The organism is Kitasatospora sp. NPDC101157 (assembly GCF_044768255.1).
In the GTDB taxonomy this organism is placed as follows: Bacteria; Actinomycetota; Actinomycetes; order Streptomycetales; family Streptomycetaceae; genus Kitasatospora.
In genome coordinates this window covers 85,293-101,746 of record NZ_JBIWPL010000014.1, presented here as the reverse complement: position 1 = coordinate 101,746, position 16,454 = coordinate 85,293, and the positions used below count along the sequence as shown (strand labels likewise).

15 protein-coding genes are annotated in these 16,454 nt (G+C 73.9%); 7 read left to right on the top strand and 8 right to left on the bottom strand.

What is annotated here, in order from left to right:
- Positions 1–142: 142 nt before the first annotated feature.
- The 3 genes from ACIRVF_RS25560 to ACIRVF_RS25550 form a co-directional block, all read right to left on the bottom strand.
- Entirely contained in the window at positions 143–1,249 is a 1,107-nt protein-coding gene (locus tag ACIRVF_RS25560; RefSeq protein ID WP_402822118.1) for a calcium:proton antiporter, read from the bottom strand.
- A gap of 91 nt (positions 1,250–1,340) precedes the next feature.
- Complete coding sequence (locus tag ACIRVF_RS25555) at positions 1,341–2,870, bottom strand: serine/threonine-protein kinase (RefSeq protein ID WP_402822115.1); 1,530 nt, start codon at positions 2,868–2,870, stop codon at positions 1,341–1,343.
- On the bottom strand, positions 2,867–3,628 hold the full coding sequence (locus tag ACIRVF_RS25550; RefSeq protein ID WP_402822113.1) for a serine/threonine protein kinase: 762 nt from the start codon (positions 3,626–3,628) through the stop codon (positions 2,867–2,869). The genes ACIRVF_RS25555 and ACIRVF_RS25550 overlap by 4 nt, the downstream gene beginning before the upstream one ends.
- A 660-nt stretch (positions 3,629–4,288) precedes the next feature.
- On the opposite strand from ACIRVF_RS25550, the gene ACIRVF_RS25545 reads away from it, so the two are divergent.
- Together ACIRVF_RS25545 and nagB are read left to right on the top strand one after the other, a co-directional pair.
- A complete protein-coding gene (locus ACIRVF_RS25545; RefSeq protein WP_402822111.1) occupies positions 4,289–4,696 on the top strand; it encodes a hypothetical protein in 408 nt (135 codons plus the stop codon).
- A gap of 314 nt (positions 4,697–5,010) precedes the next feature.
- Entirely contained in the window at positions 5,011–5,793 is a 783-nt protein-coding gene (gene nagB, locus ACIRVF_RS25540) for a glucosamine-6-phosphate deaminase (RefSeq protein WP_402822109.1), read from the top strand.
- 75 nt (positions 5,794–5,868) lie between these two features.
- Here the strand turns inward: nagB and ACIRVF_RS25535 are convergent, their stop codons facing one another.
- The 3 genes from ACIRVF_RS25535 to ACIRVF_RS25525 all read right to left on the bottom strand — a co-directional run bounded on the left by ACIRVF_RS25535 (position 5,869) and on the right by ACIRVF_RS25525 (position 9,438).
- On the bottom strand, positions 5,869–7,005 hold the full coding sequence (locus ACIRVF_RS25535; RefSeq protein ID WP_402822106.1) for an aminotransferase class I/II-fold pyridoxal phosphate-dependent enzyme: 1,137 nt from the start codon (positions 7,003–7,005) through the stop codon (positions 5,869–5,871).
- A 7-nt stretch (positions 7,006–7,012) separates the two neighbouring features.
- Positions 7,013–7,657, bottom strand: coding sequence for a transcriptional regulator (locus tag ACIRVF_RS25530; protein ID WP_402822103.1), 645 nt, complete (start codon positions 7,655–7,657; stop codon positions 7,013–7,015).
- A 131-nt stretch (positions 7,658–7,788) separates the two neighbouring features.
- Complete coding sequence (locus tag ACIRVF_RS25525; RefSeq protein ID WP_402822100.1) at positions 7,789–9,438, bottom strand: beta-propeller fold lactonase family protein; 1,650 nt, start codon at positions 9,436–9,438, stop codon at positions 7,789–7,791.
- A 270-nt stretch (positions 9,439–9,708) separates the two neighbouring features.
- Between ACIRVF_RS25525 and ACIRVF_RS25520 the strand changes: the two genes are divergently transcribed.
- From ACIRVF_RS25520 to ACIRVF_RS25500, 5 genes are all read left to right on the top strand, one after another.
- Complete coding sequence (locus ACIRVF_RS25520) at positions 9,709–10,152, top strand: RrF2 family transcriptional regulator (protein ID WP_402822097.1); 444 nt, start codon at positions 9,709–9,711, stop codon at positions 10,150–10,152.
- Positions 10,153–10,242: 90 nt separating this feature from the next.
- Positions 10,243–11,424: a globin domain-containing protein gene (locus ACIRVF_RS25515; RefSeq protein ID WP_402822094.1), complete on the top strand. Its 1,182-nt coding sequence runs from the start codon at positions 10,243–10,245 to the stop codon at positions 11,422–11,424.
- 97 nt (positions 11,425–11,521) lie between these two features.
- Positions 11,522–12,283, top strand: a complete 762-nt coding sequence (locus ACIRVF_RS25510; RefSeq protein WP_402822439.1) for a (Fe-S)-binding protein — start codon at positions 11,522–11,524, stop codon at positions 12,281–12,283.
- Positions 12,280–13,695 carry a lactate utilization protein B gene (locus ACIRVF_RS25505; RefSeq protein WP_402822091.1) on the top strand — a complete coding sequence of 472 codons (1,416 nt, stop codon included), beginning with the start codon at positions 12,280–12,282 and terminating at the stop codon, positions 13,693–13,695. The genes ACIRVF_RS25510 and ACIRVF_RS25505 overlap by 4 nt, the downstream gene beginning before the upstream one ends.
- A complete protein-coding gene (locus ACIRVF_RS25500) occupies positions 13,692–14,354 on the top strand; it encodes a lactate utilization protein C (protein ID WP_402822088.1) in 663 nt (220 codons plus the stop codon). The genes ACIRVF_RS25505 and ACIRVF_RS25500 overlap by 4 nt, the downstream gene beginning before the upstream one ends.
- 9 nt (positions 14,355–14,363) lie before the next feature.
- On the opposite strand, the gene ddaH is transcribed toward ACIRVF_RS25500, so the two are convergent.
- Both ddaH and ACIRVF_RS25490 read right to left on the bottom strand, forming a co-directional pair.
- A complete protein-coding gene (ddaH, locus tag ACIRVF_RS25495) occupies positions 14,364–15,188 on the bottom strand; it encodes a dimethylargininase (protein WP_402822085.1) in 825 nt (274 codons plus the stop codon).
- 178 nt (positions 15,189–15,366) lie between these two features.
- Positions 15,367–16,248: a 4Fe-4S domain-containing protein gene (locus tag ACIRVF_RS25490; protein ID WP_402822082.1), complete on the bottom strand. Its 882-nt coding sequence runs from the start codon at positions 16,246–16,248 to the stop codon at positions 15,367–15,369.
- Positions 16,249–16,454 lie beyond the last annotated feature (206 nt).

Sequence of the window (16,454 nt, the reverse complement as noted above, 5' to 3'; positions counted from 1 at the left end):
CGGCGCCACGGGCTCCCGGCCGTGGCCCGCCCCTCCCAGCGGGCCCGGCCGTAGACGACGGAAGCCCCTGGCCGCACGGGGGGACGTGCCAGGGGCTTCCGTTCCTCACCACGGCCACCAGGGCCTCAGTGGTTCACCCTTCTCACGGGTTCACCGCCAGCACCACGAACTCCGCCAGCACCGCGAGGTGCAGCGCGCCCTGCAGCAGGGTCGCCCGGCGCGGGATGACGGTCAGCGTGCCGAGCACGACCGTGAGGGTCAGCAGCACCAGGTGCGACGGTTCGAGGCCGAGGACGAGCGGGCCGGCGAGCCATGAGGAGGCGATCGCGACCGCAGGGATGGTCAGGCCGATGCTGGCCAGTGCGGAGCCCAGGGCCAGGTTGAGGCTGGTCTGCACCCGGTTGCGCACGGCCGAGCGCAGCGCCGCGATGGTCTCCGGCAGCAGCACCAGCATGGCGATCACCACGCCGACCACCGCGTGCGGCAGCCCGGCGCCGTCCACGGCGGACTCGATGGTCGGCGAGACGCCCTTGGCCAGGCCCACCACGGACACCAGCGCGACGGCGAGCAGCAGCAGGCTGACCCCGGCGGCCCGGAGGGTGGGCGGGCTCGCGTGGTCGTCGTCCTCGTCCCGGCGGATCCTGCCCTCGGGGGTGACGGGCAGGAAGTAGTCCCGGTGCCGCAGGGTCTGGGTGGTCACGAACAGCCCGTACACCACGAGCGAGGCGGTGGCCGCGTAGCCGAGCTGGGTGGTGGAGAACTGCGGGCCGGGGGTGCTGGTGGTGAAGGTCGGCAGCACCAGGCTCAGCGTGGCGAGGGTGGCGATGCAGGCGAGCGCCGTGCCGGTGCCCTCGGCGTTGAACACGGCGGTGCGGTACCTGAGCGCGGCCACGATGATGGACAAACCCATGATCCCGTTGCAGGTGATCATGACGGCGGCGAACACGGTGTCCCGGGCGAGGGTCGCGGACTTGTCCCCGCCGTCGGCCATCAGCGTCACGATCAGCGCGACCTCGATCACGGTGACCGCCACCGCCAGCACCAGCGATCCGAACGGCTCCCCGGTCCAGTGGGCGATGACCTCGGCGTGGTGCACGGCCGCCAGCACCGCGCCGATCAGGAACAGGGCGACCACGCCGACCACCCAGCCCGGCAGGTCCTCGTGCCAGGTCAGGACGAGGACGACGAAGGCCGCCACCGGGACGACGAGGGTCCATTGCGCGGAGGCCGCGCGGAGCTTCGTGATCATGCGCCCGAGGATCCCAGACCGCCGGCCGGTCGCCCGGACGCCCGCGCCGGGATCCGTACGGATGTGGCACAACTCCTCCCGAATTGGGCAGTTACTCTCCGTAGTCGGCTAGGTAGCGGAGGACCTTGTCGACGTGCGGGCGGACCCGCTCCGGGACTCCCCCGGCGGCCGCCACCGACTTGTCGCTGGTGCGGTAGGCGGCGGCCACCAGGGCCGGCAGGTCCCGGGTGAAGCCGCGGCGCTTTATCTGCTGGTCGAGCCAGCAGACGTAGTTGCCCATCGCGGCGATCGCGTCACCGGGGTCCAGGTAGGACTTCGGTCCGTCGTGGTTGGCGGCCTTGGCCCAGGCTTCGAAGACGGCGGGCGTCCACATCGCGATGCCGTACTCCCCGGTCTCCGGGCGGGCCGCGTTCGGGTCGAAGCCGCTTTCCGCCTTGAGCATCGCGGCCAGCAGGACCGGGGTGATCTCCGGCTCGGGGCAGCGCCGGGCGGCGTCCTCGATCATGCCCCGGTAGGCCACCGGGACGTCGGAGCCGACCGGGATCGCCCCGGGCAGCGGCGGCACGGCGCGGTGCGCGCCCGGGGCGCGGGGTTCGGGGCCGCCGGTCAGGGCGAGCAGGACGGCCGCGCAGGCCACCAGGCCGGCGCCGGCCCGGACGGCCTCGCGGCGCCCGGCCGGGCGGGCGGTGGCACGGGCGACCAGTGCGGCGAGGTCGGTGCGGGCGCGTTCCTCCCGGTCGGCCATCAGGCAGGCCGCCACCACCGGCCGCCAGAGGGCGGGCAGCGCCTGGTCCGGCCGCAGCGGGGCGACGCCGCGCGCGTACGCCTGGGCGGCCAGCGACCTGGCCCGGGCGGTGGCTCCGAGGAACGGGTGCAGCCCGCCGGTCAACAGCTGGTGGGCGATCACCCCGAAGGCCCAGACGTCGGCGCTCGGGCGCAGCGCGACCCCGCGCGCGCCGGTGCGCTGGGACCACCACTCGGGCGGGACGTGGTCCGGCGAGCCGAGCGGCGGGGCGTAGGCGTGGGTGCCCTCCAGCTCGGCGGTGAGGCCGAAGTCGGCGATCTTGGCGGTGCCGTCGGGCATCAGCAGGATGTTGGCCGGTTTGAGGTCCCCGTGGACCCAGCCGGCGCGGTGCATGTGGGTCAGTCCGGCGCAGACCTCGGTGAGGATCCGCTGGGCGCCGGGCACCGGCGTTCCGGGGCGTGCGGCGGCCAGGACGTCCTGCAGGCTGCGGGCGGCGCGCTCCATCACCAGGGCGACGGCGCCGTCCAGTTCGGGGTGGCCGGGGTCCTCGACGGTGACCACGGCGAGGGTGCGGATCAGGTGGGGGTGGTCGGCGCGGCGGCTGAAGCGCAGCTCGCCGGCGGCCATCTGGGCCAGGGTGCGACGCTGACCGGGGGTGGAGCGGGCCGGGCCGAGGAGCTTGACGGCGACCGGGGTACCGTCCGGGCCCTCGGCGGCGTAGACGCTGCCCCAGGCGCCCGCGCCGAGGAAGGCGCCGGTGCGGTAGCCCGCCAGCGGGTAGCCGTCGGGCACCTCGAAGGGCGGCGGCGCGGCGGCGGGCCGCTCCTGCGGGGGCTCGGCACCGGGGGTGGCGCCGTGCTCCCGGGGCGGCGTCACGGCCGCGCGACCGGGCGCCGGGGCGGGAGGAGGGCCAGGTGCTCCTCCCGGACGAGGTCGAACCGCAGGGCCAGCGCGACCAGTTCCTCCCGCTTGCCGCCCGCCGGGCCCTCCTCGTACGGCTCGCGCAGCCGCAGCTTGGTCCCGACCAGGTAGTCGATGTGGTAGTTCACCGCCGAGCGGGTCAGCCCCCGGCAGGAGGGCAGGGCGCGCAGCCGGGCGAGCACTTCGGTCGCGCCGGGGACGGCGGCGGTGGAGGGCGAGCGCAGCCGGGGTTCGCAGAGCGCGAGCAGCACCAGGAAGTACTTGGCGGTCGGGTCCAGGGCGAAGGGGCTGACGGTGCGCTCACCGTCGGCGCCGCCCGGGTGGCCGTCCAGGTAGGCGTGCTGGGGGGCGAAGACCTTGAAGGCGGCGGGCTCGCCGAGGGCGGGCAGCAGGACGCGGGACAGCTCGAACGGGACGGGTGCGCCGAGGCGCCCGGGGGCCACCTTGATGTGCTCCCCGGCGCCTTCGAGGTTCTCGACCACATAGGTCGCGGTGGTACTGAAGTTGGACAGCCGCCAGTAGTCCTCGGCGGCGACCACCTCGCCGGCGCGCCGGGAGACGCCCTGGTCGGGCAGTGGGATGGCGACCGGCCGCCCGGGCTCGCCCCGTCCGAACACCGCGGCCTCGCCGGGGCCCATCCGCAGCAGTCCGGGCACCGCCCCGGGCGCCGGATCCGGCCCCGGACCGGGCAGTTGCACGATGACCGTGTCCACGCAGCCACCTCCGTGGGATCGGCTCGATGGTATCCGTCCGATTCGCCCGGGTGGCAAGGCGCCACCCGGACGAGTGAAGGAACACGGCCAACCCCGGGTGCGCTGCGTCGAGTTGCCCGGAGGGGCGACCCCCGGCCGGGCGCGGTTCGCCCTGCCCGGCCGGTAAAAGGGTGATTCAAGCTCCGGTCAAAGAAGCGGTGTTGGCGTACCGGGCACGACGCATCGGGCTCAACTCGGCCCTCTTCCGCACCACGCACCCCACCGCCGTCCGCCCGGCAGGCGGCCCGGCCGGGGCTTGGGTACAGTTCAAGAAGGCCCACGACCCTTTGCACGCCGAGGGGTTGGAACAGACGGCCGAACCGGAGGAGCCCGCTCGGGGGATCCCGGCGCTGACCTGTGACGACTTCGGTCACCGGGCCGCGGCGTCGGCACCCGCGCACGGCGGCGCGACGGTCCGGCGGCGGACGGCTCCGCCGCCCCACCGACTGATCCTCCGTCAGGCTGCGATCTGTCCGCACACTGAACACTGGGCGAACGATTGCAGCCAGTAGTTGAACAGTCACCATGAGTGTGACGCAACGCACACATGCAAATCCCAGGATGTGTGCAAGACTCATCTCACCAAGTGAGATTCCCTTCATTTCCAAGGAGGTTCGTATCATGCGCACTCGGATTACAGCCGTGATGATGGCGGCGGCAGGGATCGCAGCGCTTTCGGCTGCTCCCGCCATGGCCGCCACGGCGACGTCCGAGGCCGGCACCGTCGCCTGCGCCACGGTGCTCAACCGCCCCTGCATCACGCACCAGGTCGACGGTGACGGCATCGTCGGCATAGCCCAGGTCAACGCGGACCCCACGCAGTTGACGATGGTTCAGGTAGAGGTGCGCTCCCAGCAGGCCTGGGGCAGCCCGTGGGAGCCGGTCGCCAGCGCGTCCGCCGTCCGACTGGGCTCCGTCCAGGCCGCCACCCCGAAGGTCACCGGCCCCGCCCCCCACATCATCTGCGCCACCGCCGGCCCGGCGCTGGACGCCAGCAAGCAGGTGACCACCTGTACCAACCCGTTCTGACCCCCACGGTCAGGACCCCCGGCCGTTCACCCGTGGAACGGCATCCGTAAGACAGGGCAGCCCGCACGACAGGGCGCAGGGAGCCGGGGCCTTCACGGGCCCCGGCTCCTCGCACGTTCCGCACCGGAGGCCGCCGGAGAACCGCCGGAGAACCGTCGGCGAGCTCCGCCGGGCCTCGCCGAGCCCGCACCAGGGCGAACGCCCGAGCCCCGGCACCGGCGGGCCCGGGTGGACCGGAGGGGCCCGTTCACGGCAAACTGGTCTAGACCTCGGAGGTCTAGACCTCAGCCTCGCCTCAGAACGGTGGATCCAGTATGGAAATCGTGATCGTCCCCGACGCCTCAGCGGCCGGCGAACTCATCGCCGCGGCGATCACCGATCTGCTGACCGTCAAGCCCGACGCCCTGCTCGGTGTCGCGACCGGTTCGACCCCGCTGCCGATCTACCAGTCCCTCGCCGAGCGGGTCCGGGACGGCCGCCTGGACGCCTCCCGGGCGCGCATCTGCCAGCTGGACGAGTACGTCGGCCTGCCGGCCGGCCACCCGGAGTCCTACCGCTCGGTGGTGCTGCGCGAGGTCGTCGAGCCGCTCGGCCTGACCGAGGACTCCTTCCTGGGCCCGGACGGCAACGCGGCCGACATCGCCGAGGCGGCCACCGCCTACGACCGCGCGCTGGCCGAGGCCGGCGGCGTGGACCTCCAGCTGCTCGGCATCGGCACGGACGGCCACATCGGCTTCAACGAGCCGTGCTCCTCGCTCGCCTCCCGGACCCGGATCAAGACCCTGACCCGGCAGACCCGGGTGGACAACGCCCGCTTCTTCGACAGCATCGACGAGGTCCCGCACCACGTCATCACCCAGGGCATCGGCACCATCCTGGAGGCCCGCCACCTGGTCCTGCTGGCCACCGGCGAGGCCAAGGCCGAGGCCGTCGCCCTGGCCGTCGAAGGCCCACTGGCCGCGGCCGTCCCCGCCTCGGCGCTGCAGCTCCACCCGCACGCCACCGTGGTGGTCGACGAGGCCGCCGCCTCCCGCCTCAAGCTCGCCGACTACTTCCGCGACACCTACGCGGCCAAGCCGGCCTGGCAGAAGCTCTGACCCCCGCGGTCGCCGCAGCCGGGGTGCCGATCCGCTGATCGGCGCCCCGGCGTCGTCGTGTGCGCCGGACAGGCACTACACCCGGCGCTTGCGCAGCCAGTCGGCGAAGGCCTCCAGGGCGGGGCCGGGGTCGCGGCGGCCGACGCCGATCCGGAAGCGGTCGGTGGGGGTGGGGGTGAGTTCGGAGCGGAACATGCTCGCGGGCATCAGCAGCACGCCGGCCTGCTCGACCAGGGCGGTGCAGAAGTCCTCCACACCGTCCGGGCCGAGGTAGCGCGGGTAGGCGACGCAGCCGCCCTCCGGGGCCCGCCACTCGAAGAGCTCGGGGAACTCGGCGAAGAAGGCGTCGAACTCCGGCAGGTTCTCGGCGATGATGCCCCGGTTGCGCGCCAGGATCCGCTCGCGGGCGGTGACGGCGATCCGGGCCAGCACCTCGCTGGGCGCCGAGTTGCAGATGGTGGTGTAGTGCTTGGCCCGCTCCAGACGGGTGCGCAGCGCGCGGTCCCGGCAGGCGATCCAGCCGATCCGCAGGCCGGGCAGGCCGAGGGACTTGGAGGTCACGTTGAGCGAGAGGGCCGTGGTGGAGAGGTCGGCGGCCTGCGGCAGGGTGCGGTCCCGGTCGCGTTCCAGGCCGCGGTAGACCTCGTCCGAGAACAGCCGGATGCCGCGCTCCTCGCAGAGTTGGGTGAGGCGGGCGAAGTCGGCGGCGGGGATCAGCGCGCCGGTCGGGTTGTTCGGGAAGTTGACCGAGAGCACCTTGGTGTTCGGCCGCAGTGCCGCCTCGACGGCGTCCAGGTCGAGCGCCCAGTCCTGCCGCTCGTCCAGCGCGACGCCGGTGACCTCGCAGAGGGACAGCGGAATCGTCTCCGCCGACTGGTAGTTGGGGGTCAGCACCACCGCGTGGTCGCCCGGTTCGAGCAGCACCTGCATGGCGAGGTTGATGCCCTCCTGGGCGCCGCCGAAGCAGATCACGTCGTCCGCCCCGACCTGCTCGTACATGCCGGCGATCGCCTCCCGCAGGCCCGGGTCGCCGAAGGTCTCGGTGTAGCCGAGCGCGAGGGTGTCCCAGGCCTCGCGGTCCTCGGGGCCGGCCAGGGCGAGGAGTTCGGCCATCGTCATGGTCTGGGCGTCGGAGGCGGTGAGGTGGTGGCGGGCGGTGAACTCCCAGCGGCTGAAGTAGGTTTCGAGCCGGAAGTCGGGAAGCCGGGTCATCTGTTTCTCAGTCCTTCCTCGGGCCGGCCGGGTGCTTGAGCTCGGCGAGCAGGGCGTAGGCGGTGGAGCGGGAGATCCGCAGTGCGGTGGCGACGGCGGGGACGGCGCGGCGGACGGCGAACACCCCGGCCTCGTCCAGTTCGCGCAGGACGGCGAGCCGGTCCTCGCGGGTGAAGCGTTCCAGCGGCCGGCCCTGCGCGCGGACGTGGCCGCCGATCACGTCGTTCATCCGCTCCGTCCAGTCGCGTTCGAACAGCGGCTCGGGGCGGGAGGCGGTGGGCGCGGCGAAGTTCGCCAGCAGGGCGGCGGCCTGCTCCAGCGGTCCGCGGTCCAGGTTGACGCAGAGCACCGCCGCGGCCCGGCCGGCCTCGTCCCGCAGCACCGCGCTGACCGAGGAGAGCCGTCGGCCGTCCGGCAGCAGCTTCTCGTACGGCCCGTAGACGTCGGGCGCGGACGGGCCGAGCCCGTCCAGTTCGCCGAGCAGCGAAGGGTCTCCGGGAGCGCGGGTGGTCATGGGGTTCCAGATGGCGAGCACCCGGTCGGTGGCGGGGTCGTGCAGCACCACCTCGGCATAGGGCCCGAGCAGCAGCGCCACGGCGCGGCAGACCGGTGACCAGGTCCGCACGCGCGGGTCGGGGGTTTCGGCAGGCATGGATGGACTGTACGTCCGGATCGGACACTTCGTCCAGCAGGAGGTGCGGGAGAGCCCCGGCCGGGATCCGGCCGGGGCTCATCGGGGTCCGACGCGTGGGGCTCGACGCGTGGGGCTCGACGGCGGGCCGCTCAGCTGCAGGTGATCAGCAGGCCGAGCGCGGAGGTGCAGCTGCGGCTGTCCTTGCTGGTGGTGGGCGAGGGGTCGGCGGGAGCGCCGGCCGTACGGGCCACCGTGATGCTCCAGGAGGCGAGCACGTTCAGCCCGGCGCCCCCGACGGAGAAGTGCCGGGTGGTGCTGGCGCCCTTGGCGAGCGGGGCGGTCAGGGCGCAGGTGAGCTTGCCCCCGGCGACGGTGCAGTCGCCGGAGGTGGTGGTCAGCCCGGCGGGCAGGGCGGCGGAGACGGTGGCCGCCGTGACCGGGTCGGGGCCCTGTCCGGTGAGGGTGACGGTGTAGTCGACCCGGCTCGCGAACAGGCTGGTCACCGGGGTGGCGGCGAGCGCGACGCCCAGGTGGGCGCTGGGCGCGGTGTAGCTGAAGCGGTCGGCGGCGACGGCCGCGCTGGTGCCGCCGGGGGTGGTGACCTGGACGTCGACCGGTCCGGTCACCGTGGTGGCCGGGGCGGTGGCGGTGCAGCTGGTCCGCGTGCAGCTGAAGGAGGTGGCCGGGCCGGCCGCACCGAAGGTGACGCCGGTGGCGCCGTTCAGGTCGGTGCCGGTGACGGTCACCGTGGTGCCGCCCACCCCCGAGCCGCCGTTCGGACTGATCCCGGTGACCACGGGTACCGGCAGCGGGAAGCCCAGCACGTCGACGGCGTTGCCGGTGAAGTCGGCCAGGTAGCCGCGCCGCCCGTCGGCGCTCAGCGCCAGGGTGTACGGGCCGGCGCCGACCGGCACCGTCGCGGTGACGGTCCGGCTCGCCGCGTCGATCACGCTCAGGGTGTTGTCGCCGTAGTTGGACACGTACGCGGTGGAGCCGTCCGGGGCGAGGCTGACCGAGTACGGGCCGTTGCCGACGGTGACGGTGCCGAGCAGGGTGCCGGCTCCGGTGTCGAGCACGGCGGCCGTGGTGTCGTCGCCGTCGGCGGCCCACAGCCGGCTGCCGTCCGGGCTGAGCGCGAGGCCGAAGGCGCTGTGGCCGACCGGAACGGTGGCGCTCACCGTGCTGGTCACGGTGTCGACCACGTTCACCGCTTTGGCGCCGGAGGCCGCGACGTACAGGTGCTTGCCGTCGGGCGAGACGGCGAGCCCGTGCGGCTCGGCACCGACCGGGACGGTGGCCGTGACGGTGCCGGACGACGTGTCCAGCACGCTCACCGTGCCGGCCCCGGCATTGCTGACGTAGGCGCGCGTGCCGTCCGGCGACAGGACCAGGCCCCAGGGCTGGACGCCCACCGGGACGGTCGCGGTGACGGTGTTGGTCGCGGTGTCCACCACGCTGACCGTGTTGTCGAGGTGGTGGGTCAGGTAGGCCCGGTGCCCGTCGGGTGAGACGGCGACCGCGTAGGAGCCCGTCCCGGCGGTGAAGCTGCCGGTCACCGCCTTGCTGCCGGTGTCCAGGACGCTCACCGTGCCGCTGCTCTGGCTGGTCACGTAGGCCCGGGCGCCGTCCGGGGTGAGCGCCACCCCGGCCGGGTAGGGCGCCACCGGCAGGTGGGCGGCCACGGTCGGCGCGGGCGCGGCGGCCCCGGCGGTGGCGGGCTGGGAGAGCAGTGCGGCCGTGGCGGCCGATATCGCCGCCACGGCCGTCCAGGTGCGCCGGGGTGCACGACGTGATCTCACGGAATCTCCAGGGGAGTCGGCGGAGGGGTGTGGTGCATGACGTGGCTCCGGAGCCGGGGGAAGCGTAGATCGACCGCTGATGGCAGGTCAGGAGCTGATCGGTAATGTCGCCAACTGTTCGGATTGGACCGAGATGCGGTCACCGAAGCCGTTCCACTCCCCGGATCCACCGACCGTGCGAACCCGCCCCGACGGCGACGTGACCAGGGTCTCAGGCCGAATCGGCCGGGAAATTGGAGTTCTGGAGTCGTATTCGTCTAGCGTTCGATCGTGAGGCTGACCAAGAGCACCGACATCGCCCTCCGCATCGCGATGCGGCTCGCCGTACTCGGCGAGGGCGAGAACCCGACCACCCGCGAGGTGGCCGAGGCGGTCGGCGTGCCGTACACCCACGCGGCGAAGGTGGTCAGCAGGCTGCAGCACCTCGGGGTGGTGGAGGCCCGGCGCGGACGCGGCGGCGGGCTGACGATCACCTTCGCCGGGCGGACCGGTTCGCTCGGCCTGCTGCTGCGCGAGCTGGAGGGCGTCGGCGACGTGGTCGGCTGCGAGGACGACCCGCCGTGCCCGCTGCGGGCCGCCTGCCGGCTGCGCGGGGCTCTGCGCACCGCCCAGGAGGCGTTCTTCGCCGCGCTCGACGCGCTCAGCATCGACGACCTGGTGGCCTCCCCCACCGGACCGGTGCTGCTCGGCCTCTCCGCCGGACCCGCCGACTGACCCCCTCCCCCCCCGGGGTCGGTCGGCGCCCACGGCCTTTAATGCGAGTCTCAGATACCAGTTCTCAGCTACCAGTCAGGAGCTTCCCTGATGCTGTCCGCGAAATCCGCCGAGGTCGTCGAGGCCACCCTGCCCGTCGTGGGCGCCGCGATCGGTGACATCACCGCGCGCTTCTACGACCGGCTGTTCGCCGCGCACCCGGAGCTGCTGCGCGACCTGTTCAACCGGGGCAACCAGGCCAACGGCACCCAGCGCGAGGCACTGGCCGGCTCGATAGCCGCCTTCGCCTCCGCGCTGGTCGCCCACCCCGACCAGCGCCCGGACGCGATGCTCGCGCGGATCGCCCACAAGCACGTCTCGGTCGGCATCGACAACGAGCAGTACAAGGCCGTCCACGAGCACCTGTTCGCCGCGATCGTCGAGGTGCTCGGCGAGGCCGTCACCCCCGAGGTGGCCGCCGCCTGGGACGAGGTCTACTGGCTGATGGCCAACGCCCTGACGGCCATCGAGGAGCGGCTGCGCGCGGAGGCCGCGGCCGGCGGCGACCAGGCCGACCTGTGGCGCCCGTACACCGTGGTCGCCCGCCACCAGGAGACCGATACCGTCACCACCTACCTGGTCCGCCCGGCCGACGGCCGCCCCTTCCCGGCCTCCCGCCCCGGCCAGTACGTCTCGGTGCGCGCCGAGCTGCCCGACGGCGCCCACCAGATCCGCCAGTACAGCCTGTCCGGCGGCGCCGACGACGCGCTGCGCTTCAGCGTCAAGCGCGACGGCGAGGTCTCCGGCCACCTGCACGACAACCTGCACGCCGGTGACACCGTCGAGCTGGCTCCCCCGCTGGGCGACGTCTTCCTCGCCGAGGGCGACGGCCCGGTGCTGCTCGCCTCGGCCGGCATCGGCAACACCCCGATGACCGCGATGCTCGACCACCTGGCCGCCAACGGCTCCACCCGGCGGGTCATCTCGGTGCACGGCGACCGCGACCAGCTGAGCCACGCCTTCCGCGCCGACCTGGAGCACCTGACCGCCAAGCTGGCCGACGCCACCGCCCACGTCTTCTACGAGCAGCCGCTCGGCGAGTGGCCGGCCGAGCGCACCGGCCTGGTCGACCTGTCGACCGTCGAGGTCCCGGCCGGCACGACCGCCTACCTCTGCGGCCCGCTGCCCTTCCTGCGCGCCGTGCGCGGGCAGCTGATCGAGGCGGGCGTCCCGGCGGCGGACATCCACTACGAGGTGTTCGGCCCGGACCTCTGGCTCGGCGCCGGCGCCTGAGCCCCGCGAACGTTCCTCCGCGGCCTCCTTCACCGGCACCGGCCCGCCCGTTACGATCACGGACGGGCCGGTGCCGTTTCGACGTGAGGAGCTCGGGTTGCGGGTCGCGCTGTTCGCCACCTGCGTCAACGACGCACTGTTCCCCGCCACGGCGGTCGCCACCGTGCGGCTGCTGGAACGCCTGGGCGTCACGGTGGACTTCCCCGCCGGACAGACCTGCTGCGGGCAACCGCAGTACAACACCGGCTACCGCCGGGCCTGCGAGCCGCTGGTGCGCCGGACCGCCCGCGCCTTCGCCGGGTACGACCACGTGGTGACGCCCTCCGGCTCCTGCGTGGCGATGGTCCGGGACAACTATCCGCGAATCGGCGCCCGGGCCGCCGCCGAGGGCCGGGGCAGTGAACTCACCGACGCCGCCCTGGCCCTGACGCCCCGGGTGGTCGAGCTCACCGAGTTCCTGGTCGACGTGCTCGGGGTCGAGGACGTCGGCGCGTACTTCCCGCACACCGTCACCTACCACCCCTCCTGCCACGGCCTGCGGGTGCTCGGGCTGGGCGAGCGGCCGCTGCGGCTGCTGCGCGCCGTCAAGGGCCTGGAGCTGGTGGAGCTCCCGGGGGCGGAGGAGTGCTGCGGCTTCGGCGGGACCTTCGCCGTCAAGAACGCGGCGGTCTCGGCGGCGATGGCCGAGGACAAGCTCGCCAACGCCCTCGGCACCGGGGCCCAGGTGCTGTGCGGCGCCGACAACTCCTGCCTGCTGCACCTCGGCGGCACCCTGCGCCGGCGGGGTGACGCACTGCGGCCGCTGCACCTCGCGGAGATCCTGGCCGGCACCGAGGAGCACCCCTGGAGGCCGTCGTGACGAACACCTTCCTGGGCATGCCCGCCTTCCCGCAGGCCGCCGCCCGCGCGGTACGGGACGGGCAGTTGCGCGCCAACCTGCGGCACGCCACCCACACCATCCGCGACAAGCGGGCCCGGGCCGTCGCCGAACTCCCCGACTGGGCCGAGCTGCGCGCGGCCGGGAAGGCGATCAAGGACCACACCCTGCGCCATCTCGACCGCTACCTGGTGCAGTTGGAGGAGTCCGTCACGGCGGCCGGCGGCACCGTGCACTGGGCGGCGGACGCCGAGGAGGCCAACCGGACCGTCGCCGGGCTGGTCCGGGCCACCGGCAGGACCGAGGTGGTCAAGGTCAAGTCGATGACCACCCAGGAGATCGGGCTCAACGAGGCGCTGGCCGCCGAGGGGATCACCGCCTACGAAACCGATCTCGCCGAGCTGATCGTGCAGTTGGGCGAGGACCGGCCCTCGCACATCCTGGTCCCGGCGATCCACCGCAACCGCGCCGAGATCCGGGAGATCTTCGCCGACCGGATGGCCGCCTGGGGACGCCCGGCGCCCGAGGGCCTGACCGACTCCCCCGCCGAACTCGCCGAGGCCGCCCGGCTGCACCTGCGGGAGAAGTTCCTGCGCGCCGAAGTGGCCGTCTCCGGAGCCAACTTCATGGTCGCCGAGACCGGCACCCTGGTGGTGGTCGAGTCCGAGGGCAACGGCCGGATGTGCCTCACCCTGCCGCGCACCCTGATCTCCGTGGTCGGCATCGAGAAGGTCGTGCCGACCTGGCGGGACCTCGAAGTCTTCCTCCAGCTGCTCCCGCGCTCCTCCACCGCCGAGCGGATGAACCCCTACACCTCGCTCTGGACCGGGACGACACCGGGCGACGGTCCGTCCGAGTTCCACCTGGTGCTGCTCGACAACGGGCGCACCGCCGCACTGGCCGACCAGGTCGGCCGACAGGCCCTGCGCTGCATCCGCTGCTCGGCCTGCCTCAACGTCTGCCCGGTGTACGAGCGGGCCGGCGGGCACGCCTACGGCTCGGTCTACCCCGGGCCGATCGGTGCCGTTCTCACCCCCCAACTGCGCGGTACCGCAAGCCCGGTGGACGCCTCACTGCCGTACGCCTCCTCGCTCTGCGGGGCCTGCTACGAGGTGTGCCCGGTGGCCATCGACATCCCCGAGGTGCTGGTGCACCTGCGCGAACGGGTCGCCGAGCAGGGCGGCCACCCGCTGGAGCGGGCCGCGATGGCCGCCGCCGGGTACGTCCTGGACCACCCGGCGGCGCTCGCGGCCGCCGAGCGGCTGGCCGGGCGCACCCGAGCCCTGCACCCGCGCCGGCTGCCCGGGCCCGGACGGGCCTGGACCGACAGCCGGGACCTGCCGGAGGTGCCCGCCGAACCGTTCCGCGACTGGTGGCGGAGGAACCGCACGTGACATCAAGGGACTTGATCCTCGGACGGATCCGGGCCGCGCTCGGTGACACCGGAACGGTGGACGAACAGCCGCTGCCACGTGGCTACGTGAGCGCCCACGCCCCGGCCGGCGATCCGGCCGCGCTGCTCGACCTCCTGCACCGCAACCTGGCCGACTACCGGGCCCTGGTGCACCGCTGCACCGAGGCGGAACTCCCGGTCCGCATCGCCGGGTTGCTCGCCGCGCGCGGCAGCCGCACGGTCGCCGTGCCGGCCGGGTTGCCGGACGGCTGGCTCGCGGCGGCGGACGGCCGGCTCGCGGCGGCGGACGGCGTCGAGCTGCTGCCGGACGACGGGAGCCTCACCGCCGCCCGGCTGGACGCCGTGGACAGCGTGGTCACCGGCTGCGCACTGGCGATCGCCGAGACCGGGACGATCGTGCTGGACGCCGGGCCCGGTCAGGGCCGGCGGCTGCTCTCGCTCGTCCCCGACCACCACCTCTGCGTGGTGCGGGCGCCGGAGCAGGTCGTCGCCTCCGTCCCGTTGGCGCTGCCCCGGCTCGACCCGGCGCGCCCGCAGGCCTGGATCTCCGGGCCGTCGGCCACCAGCGACATCGAGCTGGACCGGGTCGAGGGGGTGCACGGGCCGCGCACCCTGGAGGTGTTGCTGGTCACCGCGTGACGCGGGCCGTCACGGCCTGAGTTCGAGGGTGCAGCACTTGGCCCCGCCGCCGCCCTTCAGCAACTCGGAGACGTCCACCGGGATCGGCTCGTAGCCGTGCTCGACGAGCCGCCCCGCCAGGTTCTTGGCCGCCTCCGGGAGCAGCACCCGGCGGCCGTCCGAGACCGCGTTCAGCCCGAACACCTCGGCGTCGGCCCGGTCGGCGAGGATCGCGTCCGGGTAGAGGGTGCGCAGCACCGAGCGGCTGTCGGCGTCGAAGGCCTCCGGGTAGTACATGACGTGGTCGTCGGCGAGGACGGCCAGCGCGGTGTCCAGGTGGTAGAAGCGCGGGTCGACCAGGGTCAGGCTGACCACCGGCACGCCGAACAGCTGCTCCGCCTCGGCGTGCGCGGCCCGTGAGGTGCGGAAGCCCGTCCCGGCGAGCACCCGGCGGCCCACCACCAGGTGGTCGCCCTCGCCCTCGTTGACGTGCCCGGCGCGGCGCACCGCGCGGTAACCGCGCAGGCGGAACCAGGACTGGTAGGCCTCCGACTCGGCGGCCCGCTCCGGGTAGCGGAAGGTGGCCACCAGGGCGCGGCCGTCCAGCACGGTCGCGCCGTTGGCGGCGTAGACCATGTCGGGCAGGCCCGGCACCGGGTCGATCAGCTCGACGGTGTGGCCGAGGCGCCGGTAGGTGCGGTGCAGCCGCTCCCACTGGCGCACGGCGAGGTCGGTGTCGGTGGGCTGCGCCGGGTCCATCCACGGGTTGATCGCGTAGTCCACCGTGAAGTGGGTGGGCCGGCACATCAGGTAGCGCCGAGGCCGCGCCGTGCGCGCCTGGGTGTGCGTGGACATCGGTCGACCGTCCTCGGATCGCGGGGTTGGGGTACGCGTCGCTCCAGAGGCGGCTGCCCCGCTGATCCCGTTCGCACACCCGCGCGGGCGTTCCCGGCGGGCGCAACCCCCCGCGCACCGGCGCGAGCCCCGGCGCACGGCCCTGCCGCCGGGGGCCACCCGCGCACGGCCGCCGGGGCTACCAGCGCACGGCGGCGAAGTCCACCGGCTCGGTCCGCAGCTCCCGGGCTCGGACGGCGAGGGCGCGCAGCCGGCGCTGCGCCTCCCCGGCCGGCATCCGCTGCTTGTCGCCGTGGCCCGGCAGCAGCCACTCGAAGCACAGCGCGTCCAGGCTGCGGTCCAGCGAGGCGGACTGCTCCTCGATCGAGTACCAGGTCACCGCCTCCTGCACCTCGATGTCCCGGGTGGTGCGGGACCAGTACAGGCTGTCGCCGCTGAAGCAGTAGCGCCGGTCGGCGACGTACAGCACGCTGCCCAGGGTGTGGCCGGGGAAGGGATGGGCGACCAGTCCGGGCGAGATCTCCACCGGGTCGGTGCCGCGCAGCACTTCGTCGGCGTCGGGGGCGGCGGCGAGGTCGCCCTCGTGGATCCAGAGCCGGGCGCCCAGCCGGTCGGCGTACTCCCGGCCGTGCGCCGCGTGGTCGCGGTGGGTGAGCAGGACGTCGGTAACCGGGCCGAGCGCCTGGTAGCGGGCGGCGAGCGCCTCGCTGTAGCGGGGCGTGTCGACCATCACCCAGCCGGTGGGCCGGCGGCACAGGTAGGAGTTGGCGCCCGCGGTCTGCCGGGAGTTGTGGCCGAGCAGCAGCACCTCGCCGTGCTCGTCCAGGGCGAGCGGGAAGGGGTCGGTGGCCGGGTCGAGCCGGCCGGTGCCGGGGCGGATCGAGCGGGTCGGGCAGGCGTGGGCGGCGGCGAGCAGCTGCCGCTGCTCGGCCTCGTCGCGCGGCTGGCGGATCAGCTCGGACTTGCGGGCGTGCTCGCGGATCAGGTCGGGCGCGAGCTGCCGGGCCACGTCGCAGTTGGTGCAGCGGTCGTCGACGGTCCAGTTCTCGGAGAGGTTCATGGTCCGGTTGTTCCCCCAGGAAGAACGGCGGCCGGTGCGGCGCGCCGTACGTCGAGCATGGGCCGGACGGGCCGGAAAGCGGAAGGGGGCACGGATCTTGTGCTTTCCGGGGAGCGGCGCTCTGCGGTACGCGCTCTGCGGCGGGGCGGTGCGCACGCGACCTCCACGGGATGGCGACCGGCCGGGTAACCGGCGGCGCCGGGTAC

What these genes read in the sequence shown, in the direction of transcription:
- ACIRVF_RS25560 (WP_402822118.1), bottom strand. Translation starts at nt 1,249, where the DNA reads ATGATCACGAAGCTCCGCGCGGCCTCCGCGCAATGGACCCTCGTCGTC.
- ddaH (WP_402822085.1), bottom strand. Translation starts at nt 15,188, where the DNA reads ATGTCCACGCACACCCAGGCGCGCACGGCGCGGCCTCGGCGCTACCTG.
- ACIRVF_RS25490 (WP_402822082.1), bottom strand. Translation starts at nt 16,248, where the DNA reads ATGAACCTCTCCGAGAACTGGACCGTCGACGACCGCTGCACCAACTGC.
- ACIRVF_RS25530 (WP_402822103.1), bottom strand. Translation starts at nt 7,657, where the DNA reads ATGCCTGCCGAAACCCCCGACCCGCGCGTGCGGACCTGGTCACCGGTC.
- ACIRVF_RS25545 (WP_402822111.1), top strand. Translation starts at nt 4,289, where the DNA reads ATGCGCACTCGGATTACAGCCGTGATGATGGCGGCGGCAGGGATCGCA.
- ACIRVF_RS25515 (WP_402822094.1), top strand. Translation starts at nt 10,243, where the DNA reads ATGCTGTCCGCGAAATCCGCCGAGGTCGTCGAGGCCACCCTGCCCGTC.
- nagB (WP_402822109.1), top strand. Translation starts at nt 5,011, where the DNA reads ATGGAAATCGTGATCGTCCCCGACGCCTCAGCGGCCGGCGAACTCATC.
- ACIRVF_RS25535 (WP_402822106.1), bottom strand. Translation starts at nt 7,005, where the DNA reads ATGACCCGGCTTCCCGACTTCCGGCTCGAAACCTACTTCAGCCGCTGG.